This is a genomic window from uncultured Methylibium sp., assembly GCF_902826655.1.
Taxonomy (GTDB): Bacteria; Pseudomonadota; Gammaproteobacteria; order Burkholderiales; family Burkholderiaceae_C; genus Methylibium.
The window spans coordinates 17,049-39,081 of the sequence record NZ_CADEFR010000034.1 but is presented as its reverse complement, the minus strand read 5'-3'; the positions used below and the strand labels follow the sequence as shown (position 1 = coordinate 39,081).

22 protein-coding genes and 1 tRNA gene are annotated in these 22,033 nt (G+C 71.2%); 4 read left to right on the top strand and 19 right to left on the bottom strand.

The genetic code is table 11. The annotated features are described in order from the left end of the window. Positions 1-824, bottom strand: an 824-nt coding sequence (locus tag QZV97_RS13905; RefSeq protein WP_295643142.1) for an AMP-binding protein, incomplete at its 3' end; no start/stop codon positions are given. Positions 825-1,073: 249 nt separating this feature from the next. Here QZV97_RS13905 and QZV97_RS13900 point away from each other — a divergent pair. Next, positions 1,074-1,682, top strand: a complete 609-nt coding sequence (locus QZV97_RS13900) for a YqhA family protein (protein ID WP_295643139.1) — start codon at positions 1,074-1,076, stop codon at positions 1,680-1,682. Here the strand turns inward: QZV97_RS13900 and nhaA are convergent. Continuing rightward, positions 1,676-2,842, bottom strand: a complete 1,167-nt coding sequence (gene nhaA / locus QZV97_RS13895) for a Na+/H+ antiporter NhaA (protein ID WP_295643136.1) — start codon at positions 2,840-2,842, stop codon at positions 1,676-1,678. The genes QZV97_RS13900 and nhaA overlap by 7 nt on opposite strands. A gap of 116 nt (positions 2,843-2,958) precedes the next feature. Here nhaA and QZV97_RS13890 point away from each other — a divergent pair, with 116 nt between their 5' ends. After that, a complete protein-coding gene (locus tag QZV97_RS13890; RefSeq protein WP_295643133.1) occupies positions 2,959-4,482 on the top strand; it encodes a fumarate hydratase in 1,524 nt (507 codons plus the stop codon). 12 nt (positions 4,483-4,494) lie between these two features. Here QZV97_RS13890 and QZV97_RS13885 read toward each other — a convergent pair whose 3' ends face one another. The 6 genes from QZV97_RS13885 to QZV97_RS13860 form a co-directional block, all read right to left on the bottom strand. Beyond that, positions 4,495-4,773 (bottom strand): DUF427 domain-containing protein, encoded by a 279-nt coding sequence (locus tag QZV97_RS13885; protein WP_295643130.1) that lies wholly within the window; start codon positions 4,771-4,773, stop codon positions 4,495-4,497. A gap of 26 nt (positions 4,774-4,799) precedes the next feature. Then, positions 4,800-5,774: an L-histidine N(alpha)-methyltransferase gene (egtD, locus tag QZV97_RS13880; RefSeq protein WP_295643127.1), complete on the bottom strand. Its 975-nt coding sequence runs from the start codon at positions 5,772-5,774 to the stop codon at positions 4,800-4,802. Then, positions 5,771-6,988 carry an ergothioneine biosynthesis protein EgtB gene (gene egtB / locus QZV97_RS13875; RefSeq protein WP_295643148.1) on the bottom strand — a complete coding sequence of 406 codons (1,218 nt, stop codon included), beginning with the start codon at positions 6,986-6,988 and terminating at the stop codon, positions 5,771-5,773. The genes egtD and egtB overlap by 4 nt, the downstream gene beginning before the upstream one ends. Positions 6,989-7,149: 161 nt before the next feature. Continuing rightward, on the bottom strand, positions 7,150-7,986 hold the full coding sequence (locus QZV97_RS13870) for an alpha/beta fold hydrolase (protein WP_295643124.1): 837 nt from the start codon (positions 7,984-7,986) through the stop codon (positions 7,150-7,152). Between the two features lie 17 nt (positions 7,987-8,003). Then, positions 8,004-9,647, bottom strand: a complete 1,644-nt coding sequence (locus QZV97_RS13865; protein ID WP_295643121.1) for a DUF3455 domain-containing protein — start codon at positions 9,645-9,647, stop codon at positions 8,004-8,006. 18 nt (positions 9,648-9,665) lie between these two features. Further along, positions 9,666-10,514 carry a class I SAM-dependent methyltransferase gene (locus QZV97_RS13860; RefSeq protein ID WP_295643118.1) on the bottom strand — a complete coding sequence of 283 codons (849 nt, stop codon included), beginning with the start codon at positions 10,512-10,514 and terminating at the stop codon, positions 9,666-9,668. Positions 10,515-10,622: 108 nt separating this feature from the next. On the opposite strand from QZV97_RS13860, the gene QZV97_RS13855 reads away from it, so the two are divergent. Then, positions 10,623-12,626, top strand: coding sequence for a transcriptional regulator (locus QZV97_RS13855; protein ID WP_295643145.1), 2,004 nt, complete (start codon positions 10,623-10,625; stop codon positions 12,624-12,626). A gap of 115 nt (positions 12,627-12,741) precedes the next feature. Here the strand turns inward: QZV97_RS13855 and QZV97_RS13850 are convergent, their stop codons facing one another. The 11 genes from QZV97_RS13850 to paaA form a co-directional block, all read right to left on the bottom strand. Then, positions 12,742-14,070: a DcaP family trimeric outer membrane transporter gene (locus QZV97_RS13850; RefSeq protein WP_295643115.1), complete on the bottom strand. Its 1,329-nt coding sequence runs from the start codon at positions 14,068-14,070 to the stop codon at positions 12,742-12,744. Between the two features lie 144 nt (positions 14,071-14,214). After that, positions 14,215-14,291: transfer RNA gene (locus tag QZV97_RS13845), tRNA-Arg, on the bottom strand. A gap of 61 nt (positions 14,292-14,352) precedes the next feature. Continuing rightward, positions 14,353-15,675 carry a phenylacetate--CoA ligase PaaK gene (gene paaK / locus QZV97_RS13840; RefSeq protein WP_295643112.1) on the bottom strand — a complete coding sequence of 441 codons (1,323 nt, stop codon included), beginning with the start codon at positions 15,673-15,675 and terminating at the stop codon, positions 14,353-14,355. A gap of 12 nt (positions 15,676-15,687) precedes the next feature. Then, positions 15,688-16,179: a hydroxyphenylacetyl-CoA thioesterase PaaI gene (paaI, locus tag QZV97_RS13835; RefSeq protein WP_295643109.1), complete on the bottom strand. Its 492-nt coding sequence runs from the start codon at positions 16,177-16,179 to the stop codon at positions 15,688-15,690. Positions 16,180-16,183: 4 nt separating this feature from the next. Next, positions 16,184-16,972: a 2-(1,2-epoxy-1,2-dihydrophenyl)acetyl-CoA isomerase PaaG gene (gene paaG / locus QZV97_RS13830; RefSeq protein ID WP_295643106.1), complete on the bottom strand. Its 789-nt coding sequence runs from the start codon at positions 16,970-16,972 to the stop codon at positions 16,184-16,186. 12 nt (positions 16,973-16,984) lie between these two features. Then, positions 16,985-17,587 (bottom strand): phenylacetic acid degradation protein PaaY, encoded by a 603-nt coding sequence (locus tag QZV97_RS13825; protein WP_295643102.1) that lies wholly within the window; start codon positions 17,585-17,587, stop codon positions 16,985-16,987. A 25-nt stretch (positions 17,588-17,612) separates the two neighbouring features. Next, entirely contained in the window at positions 17,613-18,686 is a 1,074-nt protein-coding gene (gene paaE / locus QZV97_RS13820) for a 1,2-phenylacetyl-CoA epoxidase subunit PaaE (RefSeq protein WP_295643099.1), read from the bottom strand. Between the two features lie 13 nt (positions 18,687-18,699). Beyond that, positions 18,700-19,230 (bottom strand): 1,2-phenylacetyl-CoA epoxidase subunit PaaD, encoded by a 531-nt coding sequence (gene paaD, locus QZV97_RS13815; protein ID WP_295643096.1) that lies wholly within the window; start codon positions 19,228-19,230, stop codon positions 18,700-18,702. Then, positions 19,227-19,994, bottom strand: coding sequence for a 1,2-phenylacetyl-CoA epoxidase subunit PaaC (paaC, locus tag QZV97_RS13810; protein WP_295643093.1), 768 nt, complete (start codon positions 19,992-19,994; stop codon positions 19,227-19,229). Before paaC ends, paaD begins: the two co-directional genes overlap by 4 nt. After that, positions 19,991-20,272 carry a 1,2-phenylacetyl-CoA epoxidase subunit PaaB gene (gene paaB, locus QZV97_RS13805; protein WP_295643090.1) on the bottom strand — a complete coding sequence of 94 codons (282 nt, stop codon included), beginning with the start codon at positions 20,270-20,272 and terminating at the stop codon, positions 19,991-19,993. The genes paaC and paaB overlap by 4 nt, the downstream gene beginning before the upstream one ends. 9 nt (positions 20,273-20,281) lie before the next feature. Continuing rightward, on the bottom strand, positions 20,282-21,283 hold the full coding sequence (gene paaA, locus QZV97_RS13800) for a 1,2-phenylacetyl-CoA epoxidase subunit PaaA (protein ID WP_295643087.1): 1,002 nt from the start codon (positions 21,281-21,283) through the stop codon (positions 20,282-20,284). A 125-nt stretch (positions 21,284-21,408) separates the two neighbouring features. On the opposite strand from paaA, the gene QZV97_RS13795 reads away from it, so the two are divergent. Then, positions 21,409-22,029, top strand: coding sequence for a TetR/AcrR family transcriptional regulator (locus tag QZV97_RS13795; protein WP_295643084.1), 621 nt, complete (start codon positions 21,409-21,411; stop codon positions 22,027-22,029). Positions 22,030-22,033: the final 4 nt, after the last annotated feature.

The following is a 22,033-nucleotide window of genomic DNA, read 5'->3' as shown; positions in this document are numbered from 1 at the left end:
TGCTGCACGCCCTTGGGCTTGCCGGTCGAGCCCGACGTGTACAGCAGGAACAGGGGGTGCTCGGCGCCGACCCACTCCGGCTCGCAGGTGGCGGCCTGGCCGACCGTCTCCTCGGCCATCCAGCGGTCGCGCGTGCCGTCCCAGGCGATCTTGCCGCCGGTGCGCTTGTAGACGATGACGTTGCGGATGGTCTCGCAGCCGCCCAGCGCCAGCGCCTCGTCGACGATGGCCTTCAGCGGCAGCGCCTTGCCGCCGCGCGCCTGTTCGTCGGCGGTGATGACCATCACCGCGCCGGCGTCGTTGATGCGGTCGCGCAGGCTCTGCGCCGAGAAGCCGCCGAACACCACCGAATGGGTCGCGCCGATGCGGGCGCAGGCCTGCATCGCGACCACGCCCTCGATGCTCATCGGCATGTAGATGACGACGCGGTCGCCCTTCTTCACGCCGCGCGCCTTCAGCGCGTTGGCCATGCGGCAGGTCATCTCCAGCAGCGTGCGGTAGCTGACCCGGGTCACCTTGCCGTCATCGGCCTCGAAGACGATGGCGATGCGGTCGCCGCGGCCCGCCTCGACGTGGCGATCCAGGCAGTTGTAGGAGACGTTGAGCGTGCCGTCCTCGAACCACTTGAAGAACGGCGCACCGGACTCGTCCAGCGACTTCGTGAACGGCTGCTTCCAGCTCACGAACTCGCGGGCCAGGCGGGCCCAGTAGCCGGCGTAGTCGGCTTCGGACTCGGCCACCAGCTTGTCGTAGGCGGCGATGCCCGAAACGTGGGCGCCGGCCACGAGTGCCGACGGCGGGGAATAGACCTTCGACTCACTCATGCTCGTCTCCTCGATTGTTGTGCGGTGCACCATAAGCAGGCGCTCTTACGAAGCCCTTACTGCAGACGGCACGCCAACGACTCGGCGCAATGTAGCGCGAGCCGCCGCGCCGCGACCATTGCGGACAGTCACTAGCCGGGTCGTCCCACGCTGCGCCACAACGACACGCTCCCGCTGTTCGCCCGGCAGGTTCGCCGCTGGCCGCGGAGCGCTTCACTAGAATCCGCCCTCCCCGACCGGTACCCCGCCATGGCCCAGATCCCCGATCCCAGCACCGCCAAGCTCCGCCCCCTGCCCAACCTGATCTTCGCCAGCCGCTGGCTGCAGCTGCCGCTCTACGTCGGCCTGATCGCGGCCCAGGGCGTCTACGTCTGGCACTTCCTGCTGGAGCTGTGGCACCTGATCGAGGCCGCCTTCGGCAGCCAGACCGCCGTCACCGCGCTGATCAAGAGCATCGGCTACACGGGCGTGGAGACCACTGCGCTCAACGAGACCATCATCATGCTGGTGGTGCTGGCGCTGATCGACGTGGTGATGATCAGCAACCTGCTGATCATGGTGATCGTCGGCGGCTACGAGACCTTCGTCTCTCGCATGAACCTCGAAGGCCACCCCGACCAGCCGGAGTGGCTGAGCCATGTCAACGCCTCGGTGCTGAAGGTCAAGCTGGCCACCGCCATCATCGGCATCAGCTCGATCCACCTGCTCAAGACCTTCATCAATGCGGCCAACTACACCGACAAGGTGCTGATCGCGCAGACCGCGATCCACATCACCTTCCTGCTGTCGGCGATGGCCATCGCCTACACCGACCGGCTGATGTCCGGGTCGGCGCCGGCCGGCAGCCAGGCTCACTGAGCCCGGGGCGCGCGCAGCAGCACCAGGGTGCCCAGCACCCCGGCGACCAGCGAGCCGCCCAGCACGCCGAGCTTGACCTGGGTGTCGTAGTCCGGCCCCTGGCCGTCGAAGGCCAGCGCGCCGATGAACAGGCTCATCGTGAAGCCGACGCCGCACAGCAGGCACACGCCGAAGAACTGCCAGCGGCTCGCGCCGGCCGGCAGCTCGGCGCCGGCGTAGCGGATCAGCAGCATCGAGCTGCCGAAGACGCCGATCGCCTTGCCGAGCACGAGGCCGGCGGCGATGCCCAGCGGCACCGACTGGCCCAGCGTGTCGAGGCCGACGCCGTCCAGCACCACCCCGGCATTGACGAAGGCGAACATCGGCAGCACCAGGAAGGCCACCCAGGGATGCAGCGCGTGCTCGGCCGTCTCCAGAGGCGAACGTCCGTCGGCGCCGCGCAGCGGGATCGCCAGGGCCGTCAGCACGCCGGCCAGGGTCGCGTGCACGCCCGACTTGAGCACGAAGACCCAGATCAGCAGGCCGACGGCGACGTAGGGCCCCACCTGCATCACCCGCGCGCGATTCAAGGCGACGAGCAGCGCCCCGCCGACCACGGCACCGCCCAGCATGGCCAGCGACAGGTCTGCGGTGTAGAAGAGCGCGATCACGAGGATCGCACCGAGGTCGTCGATGATCGCGACGGCAGTGAGAAACACCTTGAGCGAGGCCGGCACCCGCGAGCCCAGCAGCATCAGGATGCCCAGTGCGAAGGCGATGTCGGTCGCGGCGGGAATGGCCCAGCCGCGCAGCGCGACCGGATCTCCGGCATTGAAGGCCGCGTAGATCAGCGCCGGCACGAGCATGCCGCCCAGCGCCGCGCCGGCCGGCAGCAGGGCCTGCCGCAGCGACGCCAGCTCGCCGGCCAGCAGCTCGCGCTTGACCTCCAGCCCGACCAGGAAGAAGAACACCGCCATCCACAGGTCGTTGACCCAGAGCAGCAGCGGCTTGGACAGCAGCAGCGCATCGCCGATGCGCAGCTCGCCCGGCATCTGCACGAAGCGCTGGTAGGTCTCGCCGAGGCCCGAGTTGCTGACCCCCAGCGCGGCGATCGCCGCCAGGGCCAGGACGACGCCGCCGGCGGACTCGGAGGCGATGAAGCGACGGATGCTGCCGATCAAGAGGAGCCTCCCGGTTCATTAAAATTCGCGCTTGGGGCCGTGCCGCCAGGCCCTGTTGCCAGACCCGCGCGAGGCCCCGAAGGTTCCCGCGCCGCCTCCAGCCTCCCGGAACCGCCATGACCACGATCCGCCACGCCGACTTCGTCGAGAGCATCGCTGCCGCGCTGCAGTACATCAGCTATTACCACCCGGCCGACTACATCGCCCACCTCGCGCGCGCCTACGAGACCGAGCAGAGCGTCGCGGCCAAGGACGCGATCGCGCAGATCCTCACCAACTCGAAGATGTGCGCCGAGGGCCGGCGTCCGATCTGCCAGGACACCGGCATCGTCAACGTCTTCCTGAAGATCGGCATGGACGTGCGCTTCGAGGGCTTTGCCGGATCGATCGAGGACGCCGTGAACGAAGGCGTGCGCCGCGGCTACCTCGACCCCGAGAACAAGCTGCGCGCCTCGATCGTGGCCGACCCGCACTTCGAGCGCAGGAACACCAAGGACAACACGCCGGCCGTCGTGCACATGACGGTGGTGCCCGGCAACACCGTCGATGTGCAGGTCGCGGCCAAGGGCGGCGGCTCCGAGAACAAGAGCAAGTTCGTGATGCTCAACCCGAGCGACTCGCTGGTCGACTGGGTGCTCAAGACCGTGCCGACCATGGGCGCCGGCTGGTGCCCGCCGGGCATGCTGGGCATCGGCATCGGCGGCAGCGCCGAGAAGGCGATGCTGATGGCCAAGGAGTCGCTGATGGGCGACATCGACATGCACGAACTGAAGGCACGCGGCCCGCAGAACAAGACCGAGGAACTGCGCATCGAGCTGTGCGACAAGATCAACGCGCTGGGCATCGGCGCCCAGGGCCTGGGCGGCCTGACGACGGTGCTCGACGTCAAGATCGCGATGTACCCGACGCATGCCGCCAGCAAGCCGGTCGCGATGATCCCCAACTGCGCGGCGACGCGCCACGCGCACTTCGTGCTCGACGGGTCGGGTCCGGCCTACCTCGATCCGCCCTCGCTGGACCTGTGGCCCGACGTGAAGTGGGCCCCGGACTACAACAAGAGCAAGTCGGTCAACCTCGACACCCTGACGCGCGAGGAAGTCGCGAGCTGGAAGCCCGGCGACACGCTGCTGCTCAACGGCAGGATGCTGACCGGCCGCGACGCCGCGCACAAGCGCATCCAGGACATGCTGGCCAGGGGCGAGACGCTGCCGGTGGACTTCAGCAACCGCGTCATCTACTACGTCGGCCCGGTCGACCCGGTGCGCGACGAGGTGGTCGGCCCCGCCGGCCCGACCACCGCCACGCGCATGGACAAGTTCACCGAGATGATGCTGGCCCAGACCGGCCTGATCGGCATGATCGGCAAGGCCGAGCGCGGCCCGGCCGGCATCGAGGCGATCCGCAGGCACAGGTCGGCCTACCTGATGGCCGTCGGCGGCGCGGCCTACCTCGTGGCCAAGGCGATCAAGTCGGCGCGGGTCGTCGGCTTTGCCGATCTCGGCATGGAAGCCATCTACGAGTTCTCGGTCACCGACATGCCGGTGACGGTGGCGGTCGACTCGACCGGCAGCTCGGTGCACCAGACCGGCCCCGCGGAATGGCAGGCGAAGATCGGCAAGATCCCGGTGGCGGTCGCCTGAACGAGACCCGGGTCACGACACCTTCACGCCCTTCCAGAAGGCGACGCGGCCCTTGATCTCGGCAGCGGCTTCCTTCGGATCGGCGTAGTACCAGACCGCGTCCGGGTTCAGCTCGCCGTCGACCAGCAGCGAGTAGTAGTTCGCCTGGCCCTTCCACGAGCACATCGTGCGGTGGTTGCTGCCGACGACGTACTCGCGCTTCAGCGCGCTCTCGGGGAAGTAGTGGTTGCCTTCGATCACGACGGTGTCGTCGCTCTCGGCGATCACGACGCCGTTCCAGACTGCCTTCATGCCTTGCTGCCTTCCATCGGGTTGCGTCAGGCGGGCAGCGCCAGCCAGTGGATGCTGAACAGCCGCTGCGCGTCGATCCACGCCGGCCCCGGCTCGTAGCCGGCCTGCGAAGCCAGCGCGCGGAAGCCGTCGACACTGTACTTGTACGAGTTCTCGGTGTGGATCGCGTCGCCCTCGGCGAAGTCGAAGTCGTGGCCGCAGCAGTGCACGCGCTGCTCGCGCCGGCTGACGAGGTGCATCTCGATGCGCTGCCGCTGCGGCGCGTAGAACGCGTAGTGCGCGAAGGCGGCCAGGTCGAAGTCGGCGCCCAGCTCGCGATTCGCGCGCGCCAGCAGATTGAGGTTGAAGTCCGCGGTGACGCCGGCCGCATCGTTGTAGGCGGCGTGCAGCAGCGCCGGGTCCTTGACCAGGTCGACGCCGACCAGCAGCCCGCCGCCGCGCAGCAGCTCCGACACCTGGCGCAGGAAGGCCACCGCCTCGTCGGGCGTGAAGTTGCCGATCGACGAGCCCGGGAAGAAGCCGACGCGCGGCCGGCCCAGCGGCGCCGGCAGTGCCAGCGGCCGCGTGAAGTCGCCGCCGATCGGCAGCACCTCGAGGCCGGGGAAGTCGCGCCGCAGCGCGGACGCGGCGCCCTGCAGGTGGTCCGCCGAGATGTCGATCGGCACGAAACGCTGCGGGCGCTTCAGCGCCTCGAGCAGCACGCGGATCTTGCGGCTGGAGCCGGCGCCGAACTCGACGATCTCGGCGTCCGCGCCCATGCAGGCCGCGATCTCGCCGGCCTTCGCGGCCAGCAGGGCCAGCTCGGTGCGCGTCGGGTAGTACTCGGGCAGCGCACAGATGCGGTCGAACAGCGCCGAGCCGGCCGCGTCGTAGAAGAACTTCGGCGCCACGCTGCGCGGCCGCCGCGCCAGGCCGGCGAGCAGCTCGCGAGCGAAGTCGCTGCTGACCACGGACGCACTGGCGGCCGCTGCGGGATGGACGAGCCGCTGCGGCCCCGTCATCCTGCATCCCTCGCCAGCCGCAGGCCCGAGAACTGCCAGCGCGCGCCGGGCGGGAAGAAGTTGCGATAGCTCGGTCGCGCATGGCCCCGCGGCGTGGCGCAGCTGCCGCCGCGCAGCACCAGCTGGCCGATCATGAACTTGCCGTTGTACTCGGCCACCGCGCCGGACAGCGGCTCGAAGCCCGGATAGGGGTCGTAGGACGAGCGCGTCCACTCCCAGACCTCGCCGGTGGCCGTCAGCAGGCCCTGCGCCGCGGCCGACTCCCACTCGGCCTCGGTCGGCAGGCGCGCACCGGCCCAGGCGGCATAGGCCGCGGCCTCGTAGAAGCTCAGGTGACACACCGGCTCGTGGAGGCGCAGCGGCCGCAGGCCCTGCAGGCCGTGGACCTGCCAGCCGGCCGGCTCGGCCTCGCTCCAGTAGAGCGGCGCACGCCAGGCCTCGGACTGCACGGCGGCCCAGCCGTCGCTGAGCCACAACTCGGGCCGGCGGTAGCCGCCGTCGGCCATGAACTCCAGGTAGTCGGCGCAGCTCACCGGGCGCTCGGCGATGCGATGCGCCGGCAGCAGCACGCGGTGCCGCGGCCGCTCGTTGTCGAAGGCGAAGGCCGGGCCATCGGCCGCACCGATCTGCACGATGCCGTCGGCGCGATCGACCCAGCGCATCGGCCCGTCGGCGATCGCGGCCGGATGCAGCGCAATGCCGTCCGGCGCCGTCGCCGCATAGGCCGGCCTCAGCGGGTTGAGCGACAGCAGGTGCTTGACGTCGGTCAGCATCAACTCCTGGTGCTGCTGCTCGTGCTGCAAGCCCAGCTCGATCAGCGGCGCGGCCGCGGCCCAGGTCGCCGCGTCGGCGCGCACGACGAAGGCCAGGAGCGCTGCATCGACGTGCCGGCGGTAGGCCTGCACCTCGTCGTGCGTCGGCCGCGTCAGCAGTCCGCGCTGCGGCCGCGGATGGCGCGGACCGAGCGACTCGTAGTACGAATTGAAGAGGAAGGCGTAGCGCGCGTCGTGCACGCGATAGCCGGGCTCGTGCGGCTGCAGCACGACCGTCTCGAAGAACCAGCTGGTGTGCGCGAGATGCCACTTGGTCGGGCTCGCGTCGGGCATCGACTGCACGCACTGGTCCTCGGCGCCCAGCGGCGCGGCGATCGCCAGCGAGCGCGCCCGCACGGCCGCGATGCGACGACGCAGCGCGTCGCGCGCATCGGCGATCACGGGATCGCCCTCGGTCCTGAGTGCCTGAACGATCTTCAAGTGCGCCTCCGCGGCCCGGGTGGACCGGCATTGTGGCCCTCGCGGCAAGCCCGAGGCTCCCGCTGCGGGATGTCCGGTCCGCGACCGGCGTCAGCCGGTCGGTCGCTGGCGCAGGCAAGACCTTACGCGTTCATCGGCACGGGCACCCTCGTCGGCACCGGCAACTCCAGGAAGTCGACGACGCGCCGGTTGAAGACCTCCGCATGCGTCAGCGGCGCCATGTGCCCGCCTTCGGGCAGATCCTCCAGCCGCCAGTGCGCGAAGTGCTGCCGCAGCAGCTCGGTCATCGCGCGCAGCGCCCTCGGCGATTGCGGCCCGCGCAGCAACAGGCAGCGCGCCGCGATGCCGTCGAAGCTGTCCGCACGCATCGGCTGCGCGCAGGCTTGCCATTCGTGCACGTTGGGCGGCAGCGCCGCGGCGATCGCCTCGCGGCGCTCGGGGGTGCTGGCGTCCCAGCTGCCGTCGCCGTTGAAGTAGTCGGTGAAGCGCCGGCCGAGCGCGAGCCAGTCGCCGGCCGCGCCGTGGCGCCGCACGTCGGCGTGCAGCGCCACGACGTCGCCGGCCGTCGGGTCCTCGTGCGCGTGCAGCAGGCCGGCCAGCATCGGTTCGTGCAGCGCCAGGTGCGAGACCCGCGGGCCGAGCGCGCGCGCCGCCCACAAGGCCACCGCCCCGCCCCAGGAGTGCCCGACCAGGCGGATGGGCCCGTCGAGCGAGGCGCACAGCGCCATCACGACCTGGGCCGCATCGGCCAGCGTCTGGCGCCGCGCCGCGGTCCACGGCGTGCTGCCGCCGCAGCCGCGCAGGTTGGGCGCCAGCACCCGGCAGCGGCCGGCCAGCAGCGCCGACAGCTTGCGCCACTGCCGATTGCTGCCGGCCGAGCTGTGGACCAGGATCACCGGCGGGCCGTCGCCCGCCACCTCGCAGTCGACCTGCAGTTCGCCGTGCTGGAAGAGCGGCATCGCGGGCTCCCGGCGGCTCAGGACGCGAACAGCACGTAGTCGGCCGTGTACGGCACGCGGGCCGTCGCGCCCAGGCTCGCGGTGTCGCAACCGCGCGCCGGCGCGGTGCCGCCCAGCGTGTTGACGCGCTGCACGCTGGTCACGTCGGCGAATCGCCCCTCGGTCCCGACCGAGCGGGCCTGCAGCAGCAGCCAGGGGATCGCCCCGCCGACCGGCGCCTCGGCGCGCGCCTGGACCTGCCCGACGATGCGGCTGCCGTCGGCCGCCGCCCAGTGCGGGCCGGCATCGTGCTTGCCGACCTCGTCGCCGCGCGCGTCGTAGAGCAGCGCCTCGGGCGCGACGAAGACCCAGCCGGGCGCCGCGGCGCCACCGCTGCGGCACTCGTAGACCTGCACCCCGCGCGCCGAGACGCGCTCGACGAAGCGCGGCGTCTCCTTCGGCTGCAGCTCGACCTGCACCGGCACGACCGCGAGCTGGTGCCGCGCGGCCGCCAGTTCACCGATCTGCCGGCCCATCGCCGTGCCGACCTCGGTCGAGAAGCGGAAGTGCACGCCGTCGTAGATGCGCGCGTCGCCGACTTCCTGGATGAAGTCCTCGACCTTCTTCCAGCGCCGCGTCGCGCCCTTGGCGGTCGGGCTGGCCGTCGACAGCTCGGGCATCACCGCCGCGCCGACCTCGGCCTGCAGCAGCGTGCCGACCGAGCTGGCCAGGATGCTGTGCGCGCTGGGGTACTCGGGGTGCATCGGCGTATCGATGAACGACGCCCACGTGGCCTCGGGTGCGGTGGCCGGGTTGCCGTCGGCATCGCCGTTGCGGATCGCCGTCACCGGACGCCAGAAGTTGTAGTGGTACTTGGCGTCGAACACCGCGATCATCGCGTCGTCCATCGCCTGGGCCACCGCGGCGTAGAGGCGTGCGTTGCGCGCCACGTCGCGTCCCGGCGCCAGGGCCACCGAGCGCACCACGCCGTGGTAGATCGCCGGCAGCGAGTACTCCCAGAAGCGCGCGATGTCGGTCTGCTCGGCATTGCGCTGCGAGCCGTCCTTGCCGCCCAGGGCCTTGATCTCGTTGTAGTCGCGGGCCCAGCGGGCGCTGGTCAGGGCCGGCGGGGCGATCGGCCGGAACTGCGCGGCACCGGACATCAGCCAGGGCTTGCGCTGTGGCCACTGCGAGGCCGCGACCGCGGCGGTCGGCACGTAGCCGCCCGGCACGGCGCGCGGCCGGAAGCTGTCGGGCGCACTGACGCTGTCGCCGGCACGTGCCGCCAGCACCGCGGCGGCGGCTTCCTCGCCGGCGGCGATGCCGGCCGCCCGCGCGGGACCGTCGGCGATCTTCGCCAGCGCGGCCTGGTAGGCCGCGGCGATCCCGGCCTCCTGGGCCGGCAGCAGCTTGACCAGCGTCGCGCGGTTGGCTGCGGCGATCGCGGCGTCGACGGCCGCCGGATCGGACGGCTTGCGCCGCTGCGCGCCCTGCACCGCATCGTGCGCGGCGGTCTGCACGACCGCCATCACGCGCACGGCCGGCGGCGTGCCCAGCTTGGCGTCGGCGATCAGCTCGCCGGCCTTCTGGTTCCAGTCGGTGATGGCGTCGGCCTGGGCCTGCGCCGCGAAGAGGGCCAGCACGGGGGCCAGCCAGCGGATTCTCTGGAAGTGGATCATCATGCTCTGCTCCTTGGCGCTTCAGCGCTTGGTGACGATGATTTCGAGGTAGTCGCTGGCGACGACCATCGCGCCGTGCTTGGCACGGTTGAAGCGCGCGATCAGGGCCAGGATGTCGTCGGCCAGGGCTTCCTGCCCGGCCGCGTCGAGCGCCGCGAAGGCCTTGAGTACCGGGCCGTAGTAGCCGCGGAAGATGTCCAGCATGTGCTGCGGCGAGCGGTAGCGGAAGCAGAACTGCCGCGTCTCGGTGCGGATCGCGACCGACTGCGTGCCGAACAGCTGCTCGATGCGGTCGCGCGTGCCCCACAGCGCGGGCGACTCGACGCCGGCCGGCGGCGGCACGTGCTTGCCGATGGTCTTGAACAGCTGGCCGATGAAGCCCTCGGGCGTCCAGTTGGCCAGGCCGATGCGGCCGCCGGGACGGCACACGCGCAGCAGCTCGGCGGCGGCGCGCTTCGGCTCGGGGGTGAACATCACGCCGAAGGTCGAGACGACGGCGTCGAAGCCGGCGTCGGCGAAGGGCAGCGCCTCGGCGTCGGCCTCGCGGAACTCGATCTCCAGGTGCTCGGCGGCGGCACGCTCGCGGCCGCGGGCCAGCAGCGCCGGCACGTAGTCGGTGGACACGACCTCGCACCAGCGGCGTGCGGCCGCCAGCGAGACGTTGCCGTTGCCGGCGGCGACGTCGAGCACGTGCTCGCCGGCGCGCAGGTCGAGCGACTCGCACAGCGTCTCGCCGACGATCTGCAGCGTGGTGCCGACGATGGCGTAGTCGCCGGACGACCAGGCCGCCTGCTGGCGGGTCTTGATCGCGGCGAAATCAGGGGCGGCGGCCGGCTTGGCGGGCGCCTGGGTGGCGGACAATGCATTCATGCTGAAGCTCCTTGGGTTCTAGGGGGGCGGCGATGCGCCGGGGCGGTCGGCCGCTGTCCGAAACTGTCGGTGCCTTGCGTGGTACCTGGCATGGAAGCCATCGTGGAAATGCCCGTTGAATCCGACCTGCAGCTGAATCTGCTGGGCCCTCTGACCCTGTCGCGCGGCCGGCGGCCGGTGGCGCTGCCGCCGTCGCGCAAGGTGCGGGCGCTGATCGCCTACCTGGCGCTGACCCCCCAGGCCGTGGCGCGCCGCCAGCTGTGCGAGCTGCTGTGGGACCTGCCGAACGACCCGCGCGGCGAGCTGCGCTGGGCCCTGAGCAAGGCGCGCGCGCTGCTCGACGCCCCCGGCCGGCCGCGCCTGCTGGCCGAAGGCGACGCGCTGCGGCTGGACCGCGAGGGTCTGGCCGTCGACGTGCTGGCGATCGACGCCGCGCTGCACGCCGGGCCGGCGACGCTCGACGCGGGGAGCTTGCGAACCCTGGCGGCCGGCTTCGGCGGCGACTTCCTCGAAGGCGTCGACATCGAGCGCAGCACGCCCTGGAGCGCCTGGCTGATCGGGCGCCGGCGGCACTACCGCGCGGCGCGCATCGCGATCCTCGAGCAGCTGACGCGCATGCTCGATCCGACCGACGACGAGACCCTCGCCGTGCTGGAGCAGTGGCTGCAGCTCGCCCCGTTCGAGCGCCGCGCCCACGAGGCCATGCTCGACGCGCTGGCGCGACGCGGCCGCCTGCGCGAGGGCGACGAGCACCTGGCCGCCACCGCGCGCCAGTTCGAAGCCGAGGGCCAGGACTGGGCGCCGCTCGGGCACGCCTGGCGGGCCGCGCGCCTGCGGCATGCGCCGGGCCTGACGGCGCAGGTGTTGCAGGTGCCCGACCCGGTCCCGGCGATCGCCATCGCGGAGGCCGTCGCGCCCGCGCTGCAGCGCCGCGCCTCGATCGCGGTCATGCCCTTCGCCGAGCAGGCGCGCGGCGTCGCGGCGCGCGGCGGGCTGGCCGACGGCCTGGTGCACGACGTCATCACGCGGCTGGCCAAGCTGCGCAGCGTGTTCGTGATCGCCCAGGGCACGGTGTTCGCGCTCGATGCGCGCAACGTCGGTGCCGAGGACGCCGGCCGCGCGCTGGACGTCGACTACGTCGCCAGCGGCTCGCTGCGGCGCGACGCCGGCCAGGTCAGCGTGAACGTGCAGCTCGCCGACACGCGCAGCGGCCGCATCGTCTGGGCCGAGGTCTTCGCGACCCGGCTCGGCGATCCCTTCGAGGTACTCGACGAGATCGGCAACCGCATCGTCGGCTCCATCGCCAGCCAGATCGAGGTCGCCGAGCGCAATCGCGCGATCCTGAAGGCGCCGAACTCGCTCGACGCCTGGGAGGCCTACCACCGCGGGCTGTGGCACATGGTGCGCTTCAACGGCGACGACAACGTGCAGGCGCGCCATTACTTCGAGCAGGCCGTGCGCCTGGACCCGGGCTTCGCGCGGCCCTATGCCGGGCTGTCGTTCACGCACTTCCAGGACGCCTTCCTCGGCTGGTCCGACCGCGAGCCGGCCGTCGAGGCCGCCTACCGCAGCGCGTCCCAGGGCCTGCTGGCCGACGACCTGGACCCGGCCAGCCACTGGGCGCTGGGCCGCGCGCAATGGCTGCGCGGCCGCATCGGCGAGTCGCTGGCCGAGCTGGACACCGCCGTCGCGCTGAGCCCCAACTTCGCGCTCGGCCACTACACGCTGGCCTTCGTGCACGCGCAGTCGGGCGATCCGCGCACCGCGATCCGCGCCTCGGACCATTCGCGCGACCTCAGCCCCTTCGACCCGATGCTGTTCGCGATGCTGGCCTCGCGCGCGATGGCCCTGATGCGCCTGGGCCGCCACGAGGAAGCGGCCGACTGGGCCATGAAGGCCGCGGCCCGGCCCAATGCCCACGTGCACGTCGTCAGCTTCGCGGCCCACAGCCTGGCGCTGGCCGGGCGCGTCGCCGAGGCCCGGACGCTGACGGCGTCGGTACGGCGCCAGCGGCCCGGCTACGGCGTCGACGACTTCCTGAAGGCCTTCCGCTTCGACGAGGATGCCGAGCGCCTGATGCGCGGCGTCGCGCCGCGCGTCGCGCTCGACTAGGCTCGTACCGCGCTGCGGCCCGGACCGAAAGGAAGAAAGGCGAGGCCCGCGCCGTCGGCGCGAGCCTCGAAAGGAAGGCGGCGCCGTTGGCGGGCGTCGCTTCCGGCTCGATGGTTCAGAACGAGTACTGCGCCGAGAGCTGCAAGCGGTTCAGGCTGCCCGAGCGGTCGTCCTCGACCACGCGCTTGGCGTGGATGTACTCCGCGCCGAGATTGACCTTGGGATCGGGGCTCCAGATCAGATTCAGGTGCGCCGACTCGGAACGCCGGTTGAGGCCGCCGAAGCTGCCCGTCGGGTTCTTCGCGCGCGCCGCCGACACCACCAGCGACGAACGCAGCCCCGGCGCCCAGAAGTGCCGGTAGGCGGCGTAGCCGCTGACGACGTCGGCCAGCTCGATCTCGCCGGCCGTGTTGACGATGCCGTCCGCGAAGAAGCCCAGCTCCTGGTAGCGGCCGATCACATTGCCCGCATTCACGTTGAAGCGGAAGTCGTCCTGGCCGAAGGTCGGCACGATGCCGGCGATGCCGATCGCACCGCCCGACTTCTGCGCCGCGACGGCCGGTGCAGCGGCGGAATCGGCGCGAATGTTGCGGATCAGCGCCTGCAGCGAGTAGCGGCCGACGCCGGTGTTGAAGCGCACGCGGGCGGTGAAGTCCGGCAGCTTGTCGTCGTCGGCCCTGAACAGCGTCGCCGAACCCGGCAGCGCCACCACGGACTCGGGGTTCTCGGCCGACACCGACCAGTCGCCGCCGGCGAAGGGCTGCGTCCAGCGCACCTGCGCCTGGCGCACGAAGATCTGCCCCACCGGACCACCGAAGTCCAGCGTCTCGGCATAGGCGGCCTCGTTCAGGAAGTTGGTCCAGAACTGGCCGCCCGACAAGTTGCCGACCGAGCCGTAGGCATGGCGCAGCCGCAGCGCGTGGCTGTTGCTGACGCTCTCGTTGCCGTCGGCGCCGAAGAAGTCGCCTTCGACCAGGCTCGTGACCTCGCCCCAGGCCGAAGGCGTGCTCGTGCGGAAGAAGAAGCGACTCTGCCGCGCGTGCAGCGTGACCTGCTCGCGCTCGTTGGCACCGGCGGCCGCTCCGACAGGGATCTGGCTGGGAAAGAGGAACTGGTCGCCCTGTTGCGCCACGCCGGCGCTGCGCGAGCTGTAGATGGCATCGAGCTTGGCATAGCCCCCGAGCGTGACCGAGGTGCGCGAGCCGGGCAGCCTGAACGAACCCGGGGTCGCTCCGCCGGTGACGGCCTGCCCCTCGGCGGGCGCGGCTGCCTTGACCTGCTCCTGTTGCCGCTTCAAGTCCTTCAGCTGCGAGTCGAGCGCATCGATCTTGGCCTCGAGGTCCGACAGCTTGTCGGACTGCGCCAGCGCGGGACCGGCACTGAAGGCCAGGGCCAGGAGGGTCGCGAGCGTTCCACGCAGCGGGGCGGCGGGTCGGTGATGCATGTCTCGTTCCTTGTCGTTGTGATCGCAGGCGACGTGCCGCGACACCACTAACTCGACAAGGAACGGTGCAACTTACGCGCAGGCCCCGACCGTCAGTTCGGGGCAATCCGGCGGTTATCTGGCGGTCATCTGCGCGGCCGAAGCTGGCCTGCCCGACAGGAATCGAACCTGTAACCCCCAGCTTAGAAGGCTGGTGCTCTATCCAGTTGAGCTACGGGCAGAGGGCCGGCGAAGTGTACGGCTGGCCTCGCCCGGCGACTCGGGCTTTCGGTCGCTGGTCGCTCAGCCCTTGGGGCGCTGATCGATCACCCGTCGTGCCTTGCCGACGAGCGTGCGCTCGATCGCGTCGGGGGCCAGCACGCTGACGCTCGCGCTGACGCCGATTAGCGTCTTGATGCGCTCCTGCAGCGCGCGGCCCGCCTCGGCGGCCTCGGACTCGGGTCGCTGCGGCTGGCGCTCGCAGCGCACCTCCAGCGTGTCGAGCGGCCCTTCCTTGCCGACGACCAGCTGGTACTGCCCGCCCAGGCGGCCGTCCTTCAGGATCAGCTCCTCGATCTGCGTCGGGAAGACGTTGACGCCGCGGATGATCAGCATGTCGTCGCTGCGACCGACGATCTTGCCCATGCGGCGCATGCTGCGCGCGGTGGGCGGCAAGAGCCGCGTCAGGTCGCGCGTGCGGTAGCGGATGACCGGGAAGGCTTCCTTGGTCAGCGTCGTGAAGACGAGTTCGCCTTCTTCACCATCGCGCAGCACCTCGCCGGTCAGCGGGTCGATGATCTCGGGATAGAAATGGTCCTCCCAGATCACCGGGCCGTCCTTGGACTCGATGCACTCGTTGGCCACGCCGGGGCCCATCACCTCGGACAGGCCGTAGATGTCGACCGCATCGATGCCGGCCTGGGTCTCGATCTCGGCGCGCATCGCCTCGGTCCAGGGCTCGGCGCCGAAGATGCCGGTGCGCAGCGAGGTGCCGCGCGGGTCGACACCTTGCTTCTGCATCGCCTCGATCAGCACCTGCATGTAGCTCGGCGTGACCATGATGATGTCGGGCTTGAAGTCGAGGATCAGCTGCACCTGCTTCTCGGTCTGCCCGCCCGACATCGGCACCACGGTGCAGCCCAGACGCTCGGCGCCGTAGTGCGCGCCCAGGCCGCCGGTGAAGAGGCCGTAGCCGTAGGCGATGTGCACCATGTCGCCGGCCCGCCCGCCCGACGCGCGGATCGAGCGCGCCATCAGGGCGGCCCAGCGGTCGATGTCGCCCTGGGTGTAGCCCACCACCGTCGGCTTGCCGGTCGTGCCCGAGGAGGCATGCACGCGCACCACCTGCTGGCGCGGCACCGCGAACATGCCGAAGGGATAGTGGGCCCGCAGGTCGGCCTTGGTGGTGAACGGGAACTTCGCCAGGTCGGCCAGCGACTTCAGGTCCGAGGGATGCACGCCCTTCGCGTCGAAGGCCTGGCGATAGTGCGGCACGTGCTCGTAGACGCGCGCCAGCGTCGTGCGCAGGCGCTGCAGCTGCGTCGCGGCGATCTCGTCGCGGCTGGCGGTCTCGATGGCCTCGAGCTCGCCTTCCGCGGGCACGCGCGGCGCTGGGCGGGGATGCATGGCTCGTCTCCTTCAGGCGCCGATCACGGGGCCCTTGATCTCGTGGCTCTTGCCGCGGAACAGCGCGACGCTGCGCCCGTCCTCGCCGCTCACGGTGATGTCGTAGACGCCGGTGCGGCCGCTGCGCGAACGCTCGACCGCCTCGGCGCGCAGCAGCTCGCCGGCGCGCGCCGGCGCCAGGTACTCGATGCTGCAGCCGGCCGCCACGGTCGCGCGGTCGTAGCTGTTGCAGGCGAAGGCGAAGGCGCTGTCGGCCAGCGCGAAGATGAAGCCGCCGTGGCAGGTCTGGTGGCCGTTGAGCATGTCGGGCCGCACCGTCATCACCAGCACCGCGCGGCCGGGGCCGACCTCGTCGATGCGCATGCCCAGGGCCTGCGAGGCGGCATCGCCCTTCCACATCGCGCGGGCGCAATCCTCGGCCAGGGTCTGGGCCTTGTCGTCGTCGACGACCGTCTCCACGGCACCGAAGGCGCGCGGGTCCAAGCTGCGGGGATCGATGCTCATGCGGTCACTGTCCGGTGAAGCGCGGCGTGCGCTTGTTCATGAAGGCGGCGACGCCCTCGGCGTAGTCGGCGCTGCGACCCAGCTCCTGCTGCAGGTCGCGCTCCAGATCGAGCTGCTGGTCCAGCGTGTGATCCCAGCTCGCCCGCAGCGCCTGCTTGGTGCGCGCCAGGCCGCGCGTCGGCGCGGTCGCCAGCCGGGCGGCCAGCGCGTCGACCTCGGCCGCGAAGCCGGCATCGTCGACGCACTTCCAGATCAGACCCCAGTCGGCCGCCTCCTGGGCGCTGAGCTTGTCGCCCAGCATCGCCAGGCCGGCCGCGCGCGCGTGGCCGACCAGCCGCGGCAGCATCCAGGTCCCGCCGGCGTCGGGCACCAGGCCGAGCTTGCAGAAGGGCTGGATGAAGCTGGCCGAGCGGGTGGCGATCACCAGGTCGCAGGCCAACGCCAGGTTGCAGCCGGCACCTGCGGCCACGCCGTTGACGGCCGCGATCACCGGCTTGTCCAGCGCGTGCAGGCTGCGCACCAGCGGCGCGTAGTAGGTGCCGATCGTTTCACCGAGGTCCGGCGGCGCGGCGCCCGGCGCCGTCTGGCGGTCGCTCAGGTCCTGCCCGGCGCAGAAGCCCTTGCCGGCGCCGGTCAGCACCAGCACGCGGATCGCGGGCCGCGCGGCGGCGGCGATCGCCTCGCGCACTTCCAGGTGCATCGCGACGTTGAAGCTGTTGAGCTTGTCGGGCCGGTTCAGCGTGAGCCGGGCGATGCCGTCCAGCTCCTCGTAGCGGATGTTCTCGTAGGTCATCGCGATCTCCGGCTAGCCGTTCTTGCGTTGATGCAGCGGTGCGAGATCCTCGCTGGCGATGCGCGGACGCCGGGGGTCGTCGCTCGCCAGCGGCACGACCTCGCGCAGCGTCTCGCGGCAGCGCAGTGTCAGCCGCTGATAGGTCTGCGTGCCCTCGATCTTCCAGGCCAGCTCGGCCTCGCTCAGCTCGCGCACCAGCTTGCCCGGGATGCCGGCGATCAGATGCCGCGCCGGCACCTCGAAGCCGGCGCGCACGAAGCACATCGCGGCGACGAAGGCGTGCTCGCCGACCACCGCGTTGTCCATCACCACCGCGTTCATGCCGACCAGCGCATTGCGGCCGATGCGGCAGCCGTGCAGCACCGCGCCGTGGCCGATGTGGCCGTCCTCGCCCACCACCGTGTCGGCGCCGGGGAAGCCGTGCATCGTGCAGTGGTCCTGGAGGTTGCTGCCGGCCTCCAGCACCAGGCGCCCGAAGTCGCCGCGCAGCGAGGCGCAGGGCCCGACGTAGACGCCCTCGCCCACCCACACGTCGCCGATCAGCTCGGCGCTCGGGTGGACGAAGGCGCTGGGGTGGACGACCGGCACGAGGCCGTCGATGGCGTAGCAGGGCATGTGGGTCGTGATCCGTGATCGGTGATCAGTGATCGGTGTCGAAATCGACGAGCAGCTTGTCGCTGGCCGGGAAGCTCTGGCAGCTGAGGCGAAAGCCGCGCGCGATCTCGTAGTCCTCGAGCGCGTAGTTGGCGTCCATGTCGACCTCGCCGTCCACCAGCTTGCAGCGGCAGGTGGCGCAGACGCCGCCCTTGCAGGAGTGGCGCACGTCCAGGCCGGCCGCAAGCGCGGCGTCGAGCACCGAGACGCTGCCGTCGCGCGGCATCGTGAAGAGACGCCGCGCACCGTCCATCACCAGCGTCACCTCGCAGCCGGCGTCCGTCGGAGCGACGCTGCGCTTGCGGTGCACGACCGGCGCGGCGGTGCCGAACAGCTCGACGTGGATGCGCTCGCGGGCCAGGCCGCAGGCCTGCAGCGCCTCGCGCACCTCGAGCATCATCGCCTCCGGCCCGCAGATGTAGGCCTGGTCGACGTCGTCGATGGACAGCCAGTGCGCCAGCAGGGCCCGGACCTTCGCGCCGTCGATGCGGCCGTTGAAGAGCTCGACGTCCTGGTGCTCGCGGCTCAGCACGTGGACCAGATTGAAGCGCTCCAGGTAGCGGTCCTTCAGCGCCGCCAGTTCCTCGCGGAACATCACCGTCGACGAGGCCCGGTTGCCGTAGACCAGCGTGAAGCGCGCCTGGGGGTCGGACTGCAGCGTCGTCTTGACGATGGACAGGATGGGCGTGATGCCGCTGCCGGCGGCGAAGGCGAGCTGGTGGCTGGCACCTTGCGCCGGCAGGCCGCGGAAGAAGCGGCCCTCGGGCGGCAGCACCTCGATCGTCTCGCCGGCCTTCAGCGAGCGGTGCGCCCACTCGGAGAAGGCGCCGCCCGGCACGCGCTTGATCGCCACGCGCAGGGCGCCTTCCTGCTGCGCGCTGCAGATCGAATACGAGCGCCGCAGCTCCTCGCCGTCGACGCGGTGCTTGAGCGTCAGGTGCTGGCCGGGCTCGTAGCGGAAAGCCGCGCCCAGCTCGGGGGGCACGTCGAACTGCAGCACGACGGCCTCGCGCGTGTCGTGTTCCAGGCGGGCGATGCGCAGCGGGTGGAAGTGGTTCATGGCGCCGCTTCGCTCAATGGCATTTGAAGTGGTCGAAGGGCTCGAGGCAGTCGTTGCAGACGTGCAGCGACTTGCAGGGCGTGGAACCGAAGGCGCTGGTCAGCCGGGTGTGGACGGAACCGCAGCGCGGGCAAGGCACGGCGGGCGCCGCGACCTGCAGGCCGACGATCTCGATCACCTTGCCGCCCGACGGCCCGGTGCGCGGCAGCGGCGGCGCGATGCCCCAGGCACGCAGCTTCTCGCGCGCCGGTTCGGCCAGCCAGTCGGTGGTCCAGGCAGGCGCGAGCTGCAGCGCGACCTTCACATCGGCGACCCCGCGCGCCTGCAGCGCCGCCACGATGTCAGCCTCGATCACCTCGGTCGCCGGGCAGCCGCTGTAGGTCGGCGTGACCGTCACCCGCAGCGCCTCGCCGGCCCAGGCCAGGTCGCGCACGATGCCCAGCTCGACGACGGAGATGACCGGGATCTCCGGGTCGGGTACCTCGCCGAGCCAGGCCCACAGCTGCGCGAGCGACGGGCGCTCCGTGGCGACAAGGGCCGTCACCAGCGCGCTCCCGGATGGGCGCGATGCACAGCCTGCATCTCGGCCAGGATGCGGCTCAGCTGCTCGGTGTGCACGCCGCGCTTGCTGCCGACCTGGGCCCAGTCGCGTGCCGGGCGCACGAGCGTCGCGTCGGCCAGCACCGCGTCGACCTGTGCGTCCCAGTCGCCGCGCAGCGCCGCGTAGTCGCAGCCGATGCCGCGCGCCAGCAGTTCGTCGACCGCGTCCATCGTGAACAGCTCGCCGACGTACTCCCACAGCGTCTCGACAGCCTGCTGCATGCGGCGGCGGCTCTCGTCCGTGCCGTCGCCGAGGCGGATCACCCAGTCGGCGCTGCGGCGCAGGTGGTAGTCGGCTTCCTTCAGCGCCTTGGCCGCGATGGCCGCGACGCGCTCGTCGTGCGAGCGTGTGAGCCGGTCCAGCACCAGACGGTGCCAGGCGTCGAAGAAGAACTGCCGCGTCATCGTCTGCGCGTAGTCGCCGTTGGGCTGCTCGGTCAGCAGGAGGTTGCGGAACTCGGGCGCATCGCGCCGGTAGGCCAGTGCGTCCTCGTCGCGGCCGCGGCCGTCGACCTCGCCGGCCAGCGTGAGCCACATCCGCGCCTGACCCAGCAGGTCGAGCGCGGTGTTGGCCAGCGCGATGTCCTCTTCCAGCGCCGGGCCGTGGCCGCACCAGGCGCCCAGGCGCTGCGACAGGATCAGTGCGCTGTCGCCCAGGCGCAGGGCGAGTTCGACGACCGCGTCGTCGCGCGTGACGGCCGCCGTCATAGGTTGTCGACGCCTTCCGGCACCGGATAGAAGGTCGGGTGCCGATAGACCTTGTCGGCGGCCGGCTCGAACAGCGGGGCGCGCTGCTCGGGCTCGCTGGCGGTGATGGCCTTCGACGGCACGACCCACAGGCTCACGCCCTCGTTGCGGCGGGTGTAGACGTCGCGTGCGTTCTCGAGCGCCATCGCCGCATCGGCCGCGCGCACGCTGCCCACGTGCTTGTGCGACAGGCCGTGCTGGCTGCGCACGAAGACTTCCCAGAGATCCCATTCGCGCATGTCGTCTCCTCAGGCGGCCTGCCGGCGCGCGGCCTCGCGCGCTCGGCGCTTGTCGGCATGGGCGACCGCCGCTTCGCGCACCCAGGCGCCCTCGTCCCAGGCCTTGTTGCGCGTGGCCAGGCGGTCGCGGTTGCAGGGGCCGTCGCCCTTGATGACGCGGTAGAACTCGCTCCAGTCGATCGCGCCGATGTCCCAGTGGCCGCTGGCGGGGTTGAACTTCAGATCCGGGTCGGGGATGGTGAGGCCCAGGTGCTCGGCCTGCGGCACGGTCTGGTCGATGAACTTCTGGCGCAGCTCGTCGTTGCTGAAGAGCTTGATGCGCCAGGCCGCCGACTGCGCCGAATGCACCGACTCGCCGTCCGGCGGACCGAACATCATCACCGCGGGCCACCACCAGCGGTTCAGCGCATCCTGCGCCATCGCCTTCTGCTCGGGCGTGCCGGCGCACAGCGTCGCGATCGCGTCGAAACCCTGGCGCTGATGGAAGCTCTCTTCCTTGCACACGCGCACCATCGCGCGCGCATACGGCCCGTAGGAGCAGCGGCACAGCGGGATCTGGTTGATGATCGCCGCGCCGTCGACCAGCCAGCCGATGGTGCCGACGTCGGCCCAGGTCAGCGTCGGGTAGTTGAAGATCGACGAGTACTTCATGCGGCCGGCCAGCATGTCCTCGTAGACGGCATCGCGCGAGGCGCCGAGCGTCTCGACCGCGCTGTAGAGGTACTGCGCATGCCCCGCCTCGTCCTGCACCTTGGCCAGCAGCACGCACTTGCGCTTGAGGCTGGGCGCACGGGTGATCCAGTTGCCCTCGGGCAGCATGCCGACCAGCTCGGAGTGCGCGTGCTGGGCGATCTGGCGCACCAGCGTGCGGCGGTAGGGATCGGGCATCCAGTCGCGCGGCTCGATCTTGATGCCGTCGTCGATGCGCGCCTGGAAGGCCCGCTCCTCGGGCGACAGGTCGGCGTCGGTGCGCACGCTCTTCACGCCGGTATCGACCAGCTGGGCATACATCGCGGTCTCCTCGCCGGCGCGAACGGCCGGACTGCACAGATCGCGTTTATAGCCCTGACCGACCGGTCGGTCAAGGGCGATTTCCCGCTGTCGGCGCCGGCAGCGGCCGGCACAATCGACCCGAGATGAACGATGCCGCCCCGCCCTCGCAGCGCGACCTGATCCTGGCCGAGGCGGCCGAGGCCTTCGCCGAACTGGGCTATGCGGCGGCGTCGATGAGCGACCTGGCGGGACGCTGCGGCGTGTCGAAGTCGCTGCTGTACCACTACTTCGACAGCAAGGAGGCGATCCTCTTCGCGCTGTTCGACGGCTACACCGAGCGCCTGCTGGCGCTGTGCCAGAACGTCGGGGCGCGGCGCCTGCCGCCCGACGCCCACCTCGACGCCCTGGTGCGCGAGTTCCTGGCGGAGTACCAGACCTCGCAGGCCGTGCACAAGCTGCTGCTGCAGGACGTCGACCACCTGCCCGAGGCGCGTGCCCGCGAGGTCAAGGCCCAGCAGCGCGCGGTGATCGAGGCCTTCCGGGCCGCGGTCCACGCGGCGCTCGCGCCGCGTCTGGACGGGACCGAGCTGACCGCCGCCACGATGATGCTGATGGGCATGATCAACTGGACCTTCACCTGGCTCGACCCGCACGGACCGCTCAGCTACGAGCAGTTCGCCGATGCGGTGCTGGTCGCCTGCCGCGGCGGGCTCGGGGCGCTGAAGCCGGCGCCGCGACGGCGCGCAAAGGCCGGCGCGGGCTGAGCCG

What these genes read in the sequence shown, in the direction of transcription:
- QZV97_RS13870 (WP_295643124.1), bottom strand. Translation starts at nt 7,986, where the DNA reads ATGCCGCTCTTCCAGCACGGCGAACTGCAGGTCGACTGCGAGGTGGCG.
- QZV97_RS13865 (WP_295643121.1), bottom strand. Translation starts at nt 9,647, where the DNA reads ATGATGATCCACTTCCAGAGAATCCGCTGGCTGGCCCCCGTGCTGGCC.
- QZV97_RS13860 (WP_295643118.1), bottom strand. Translation starts at nt 10,514, where the DNA reads ATGAATGCATTGTCCGCCACCCAGGCGCCCGCCAAGCCGGCCGCCGCC.
- QZV97_RS13855 (WP_295643145.1), top strand. Translation starts at nt 10,623, where the DNA reads ATGCCCGTTGAATCCGACCTGCAGCTGAATCTGCTGGGCCCTCTGACC.
- paaC (WP_295643093.1), bottom strand. Translation starts at nt 19,994, where the DNA reads ATGACGGCGGCCGTCACGCGCGACGACGCGGTCGTCGAACTCGCCCTG.
- QZV97_RS13795 (WP_295643084.1), top strand. Translation starts at nt 21,409, where the DNA reads ATGAACGATGCCGCCCCGCCCTCGCAGCGCGACCTGATCCTGGCCGAG.
- QZV97_RS13825 (WP_295643102.1), bottom strand. Translation starts at nt 17,587, where the DNA reads ATGCCCTGCTACGCCATCGACGGCCTCGTGCCGGTCGTCCACCCCAGC.
- paaA (WP_295643087.1), bottom strand. Translation starts at nt 21,283, where the DNA reads ATGTATGCCCAGCTGGTCGATACCGGCGTGAAGAGCGTGCGCACCGAC.
- paaI (WP_295643109.1), bottom strand. Translation starts at nt 16,179, where the DNA reads ATGAGCATCGATCCCCGCAGCTTGGACCCGCGCGCCTTCGGTGCCGTG.
- QZV97_RS13890 (WP_295643133.1), top strand. Translation starts at nt 2,959, where the DNA reads ATGACCACGATCCGCCACGCCGACTTCGTCGAGAGCATCGCTGCCGCG.
- egtD (WP_295643127.1), bottom strand. Translation starts at nt 5,774, where the DNA reads ATGACGGGGCCGCAGCGGCTCGTCCATCCCGCAGCGGCCGCCAGTGCG.
- paaE (WP_295643099.1), bottom strand. Translation starts at nt 18,686, where the DNA reads ATGAACCACTTCCACCCGCTGCGCATCGCCCGCCTGGAACACGACACG.
- paaG (WP_295643106.1), bottom strand. Translation starts at nt 16,972, where the DNA reads ATGACCTACGAGAACATCCGCTACGAGGAGCTGGACGGCATCGCCCGG.
- QZV97_RS13900 (WP_295643139.1), top strand. Translation starts at nt 1,074, where the DNA reads ATGGCCCAGATCCCCGATCCCAGCACCGCCAAGCTCCGCCCCCTGCCC.
- QZV97_RS13885 (WP_295643130.1), bottom strand. Translation starts at nt 4,773, where the DNA reads ATGAAGGCAGTCTGGAACGGCGTCGTGATCGCCGAGAGCGACGACACC.
- paaB (WP_295643090.1), bottom strand. Translation starts at nt 20,272, where the DNA reads ATGCGCGAATGGGATCTCTGGGAAGTCTTCGTGCGCAGCCAGCACGGC.
- QZV97_RS13850 (WP_295643115.1), bottom strand. Translation starts at nt 14,070, where the DNA reads ATGCATCACCGACCCGCCGCCCCGCTGCGTGGAACGCTCGCGACCCTC.
- paaK (WP_295643112.1), bottom strand. Translation starts at nt 15,675, where the DNA reads ATGCATCCCCGCCCAGCGCCGCGCGTGCCCGCGGAAGGCGAGCTCGAG.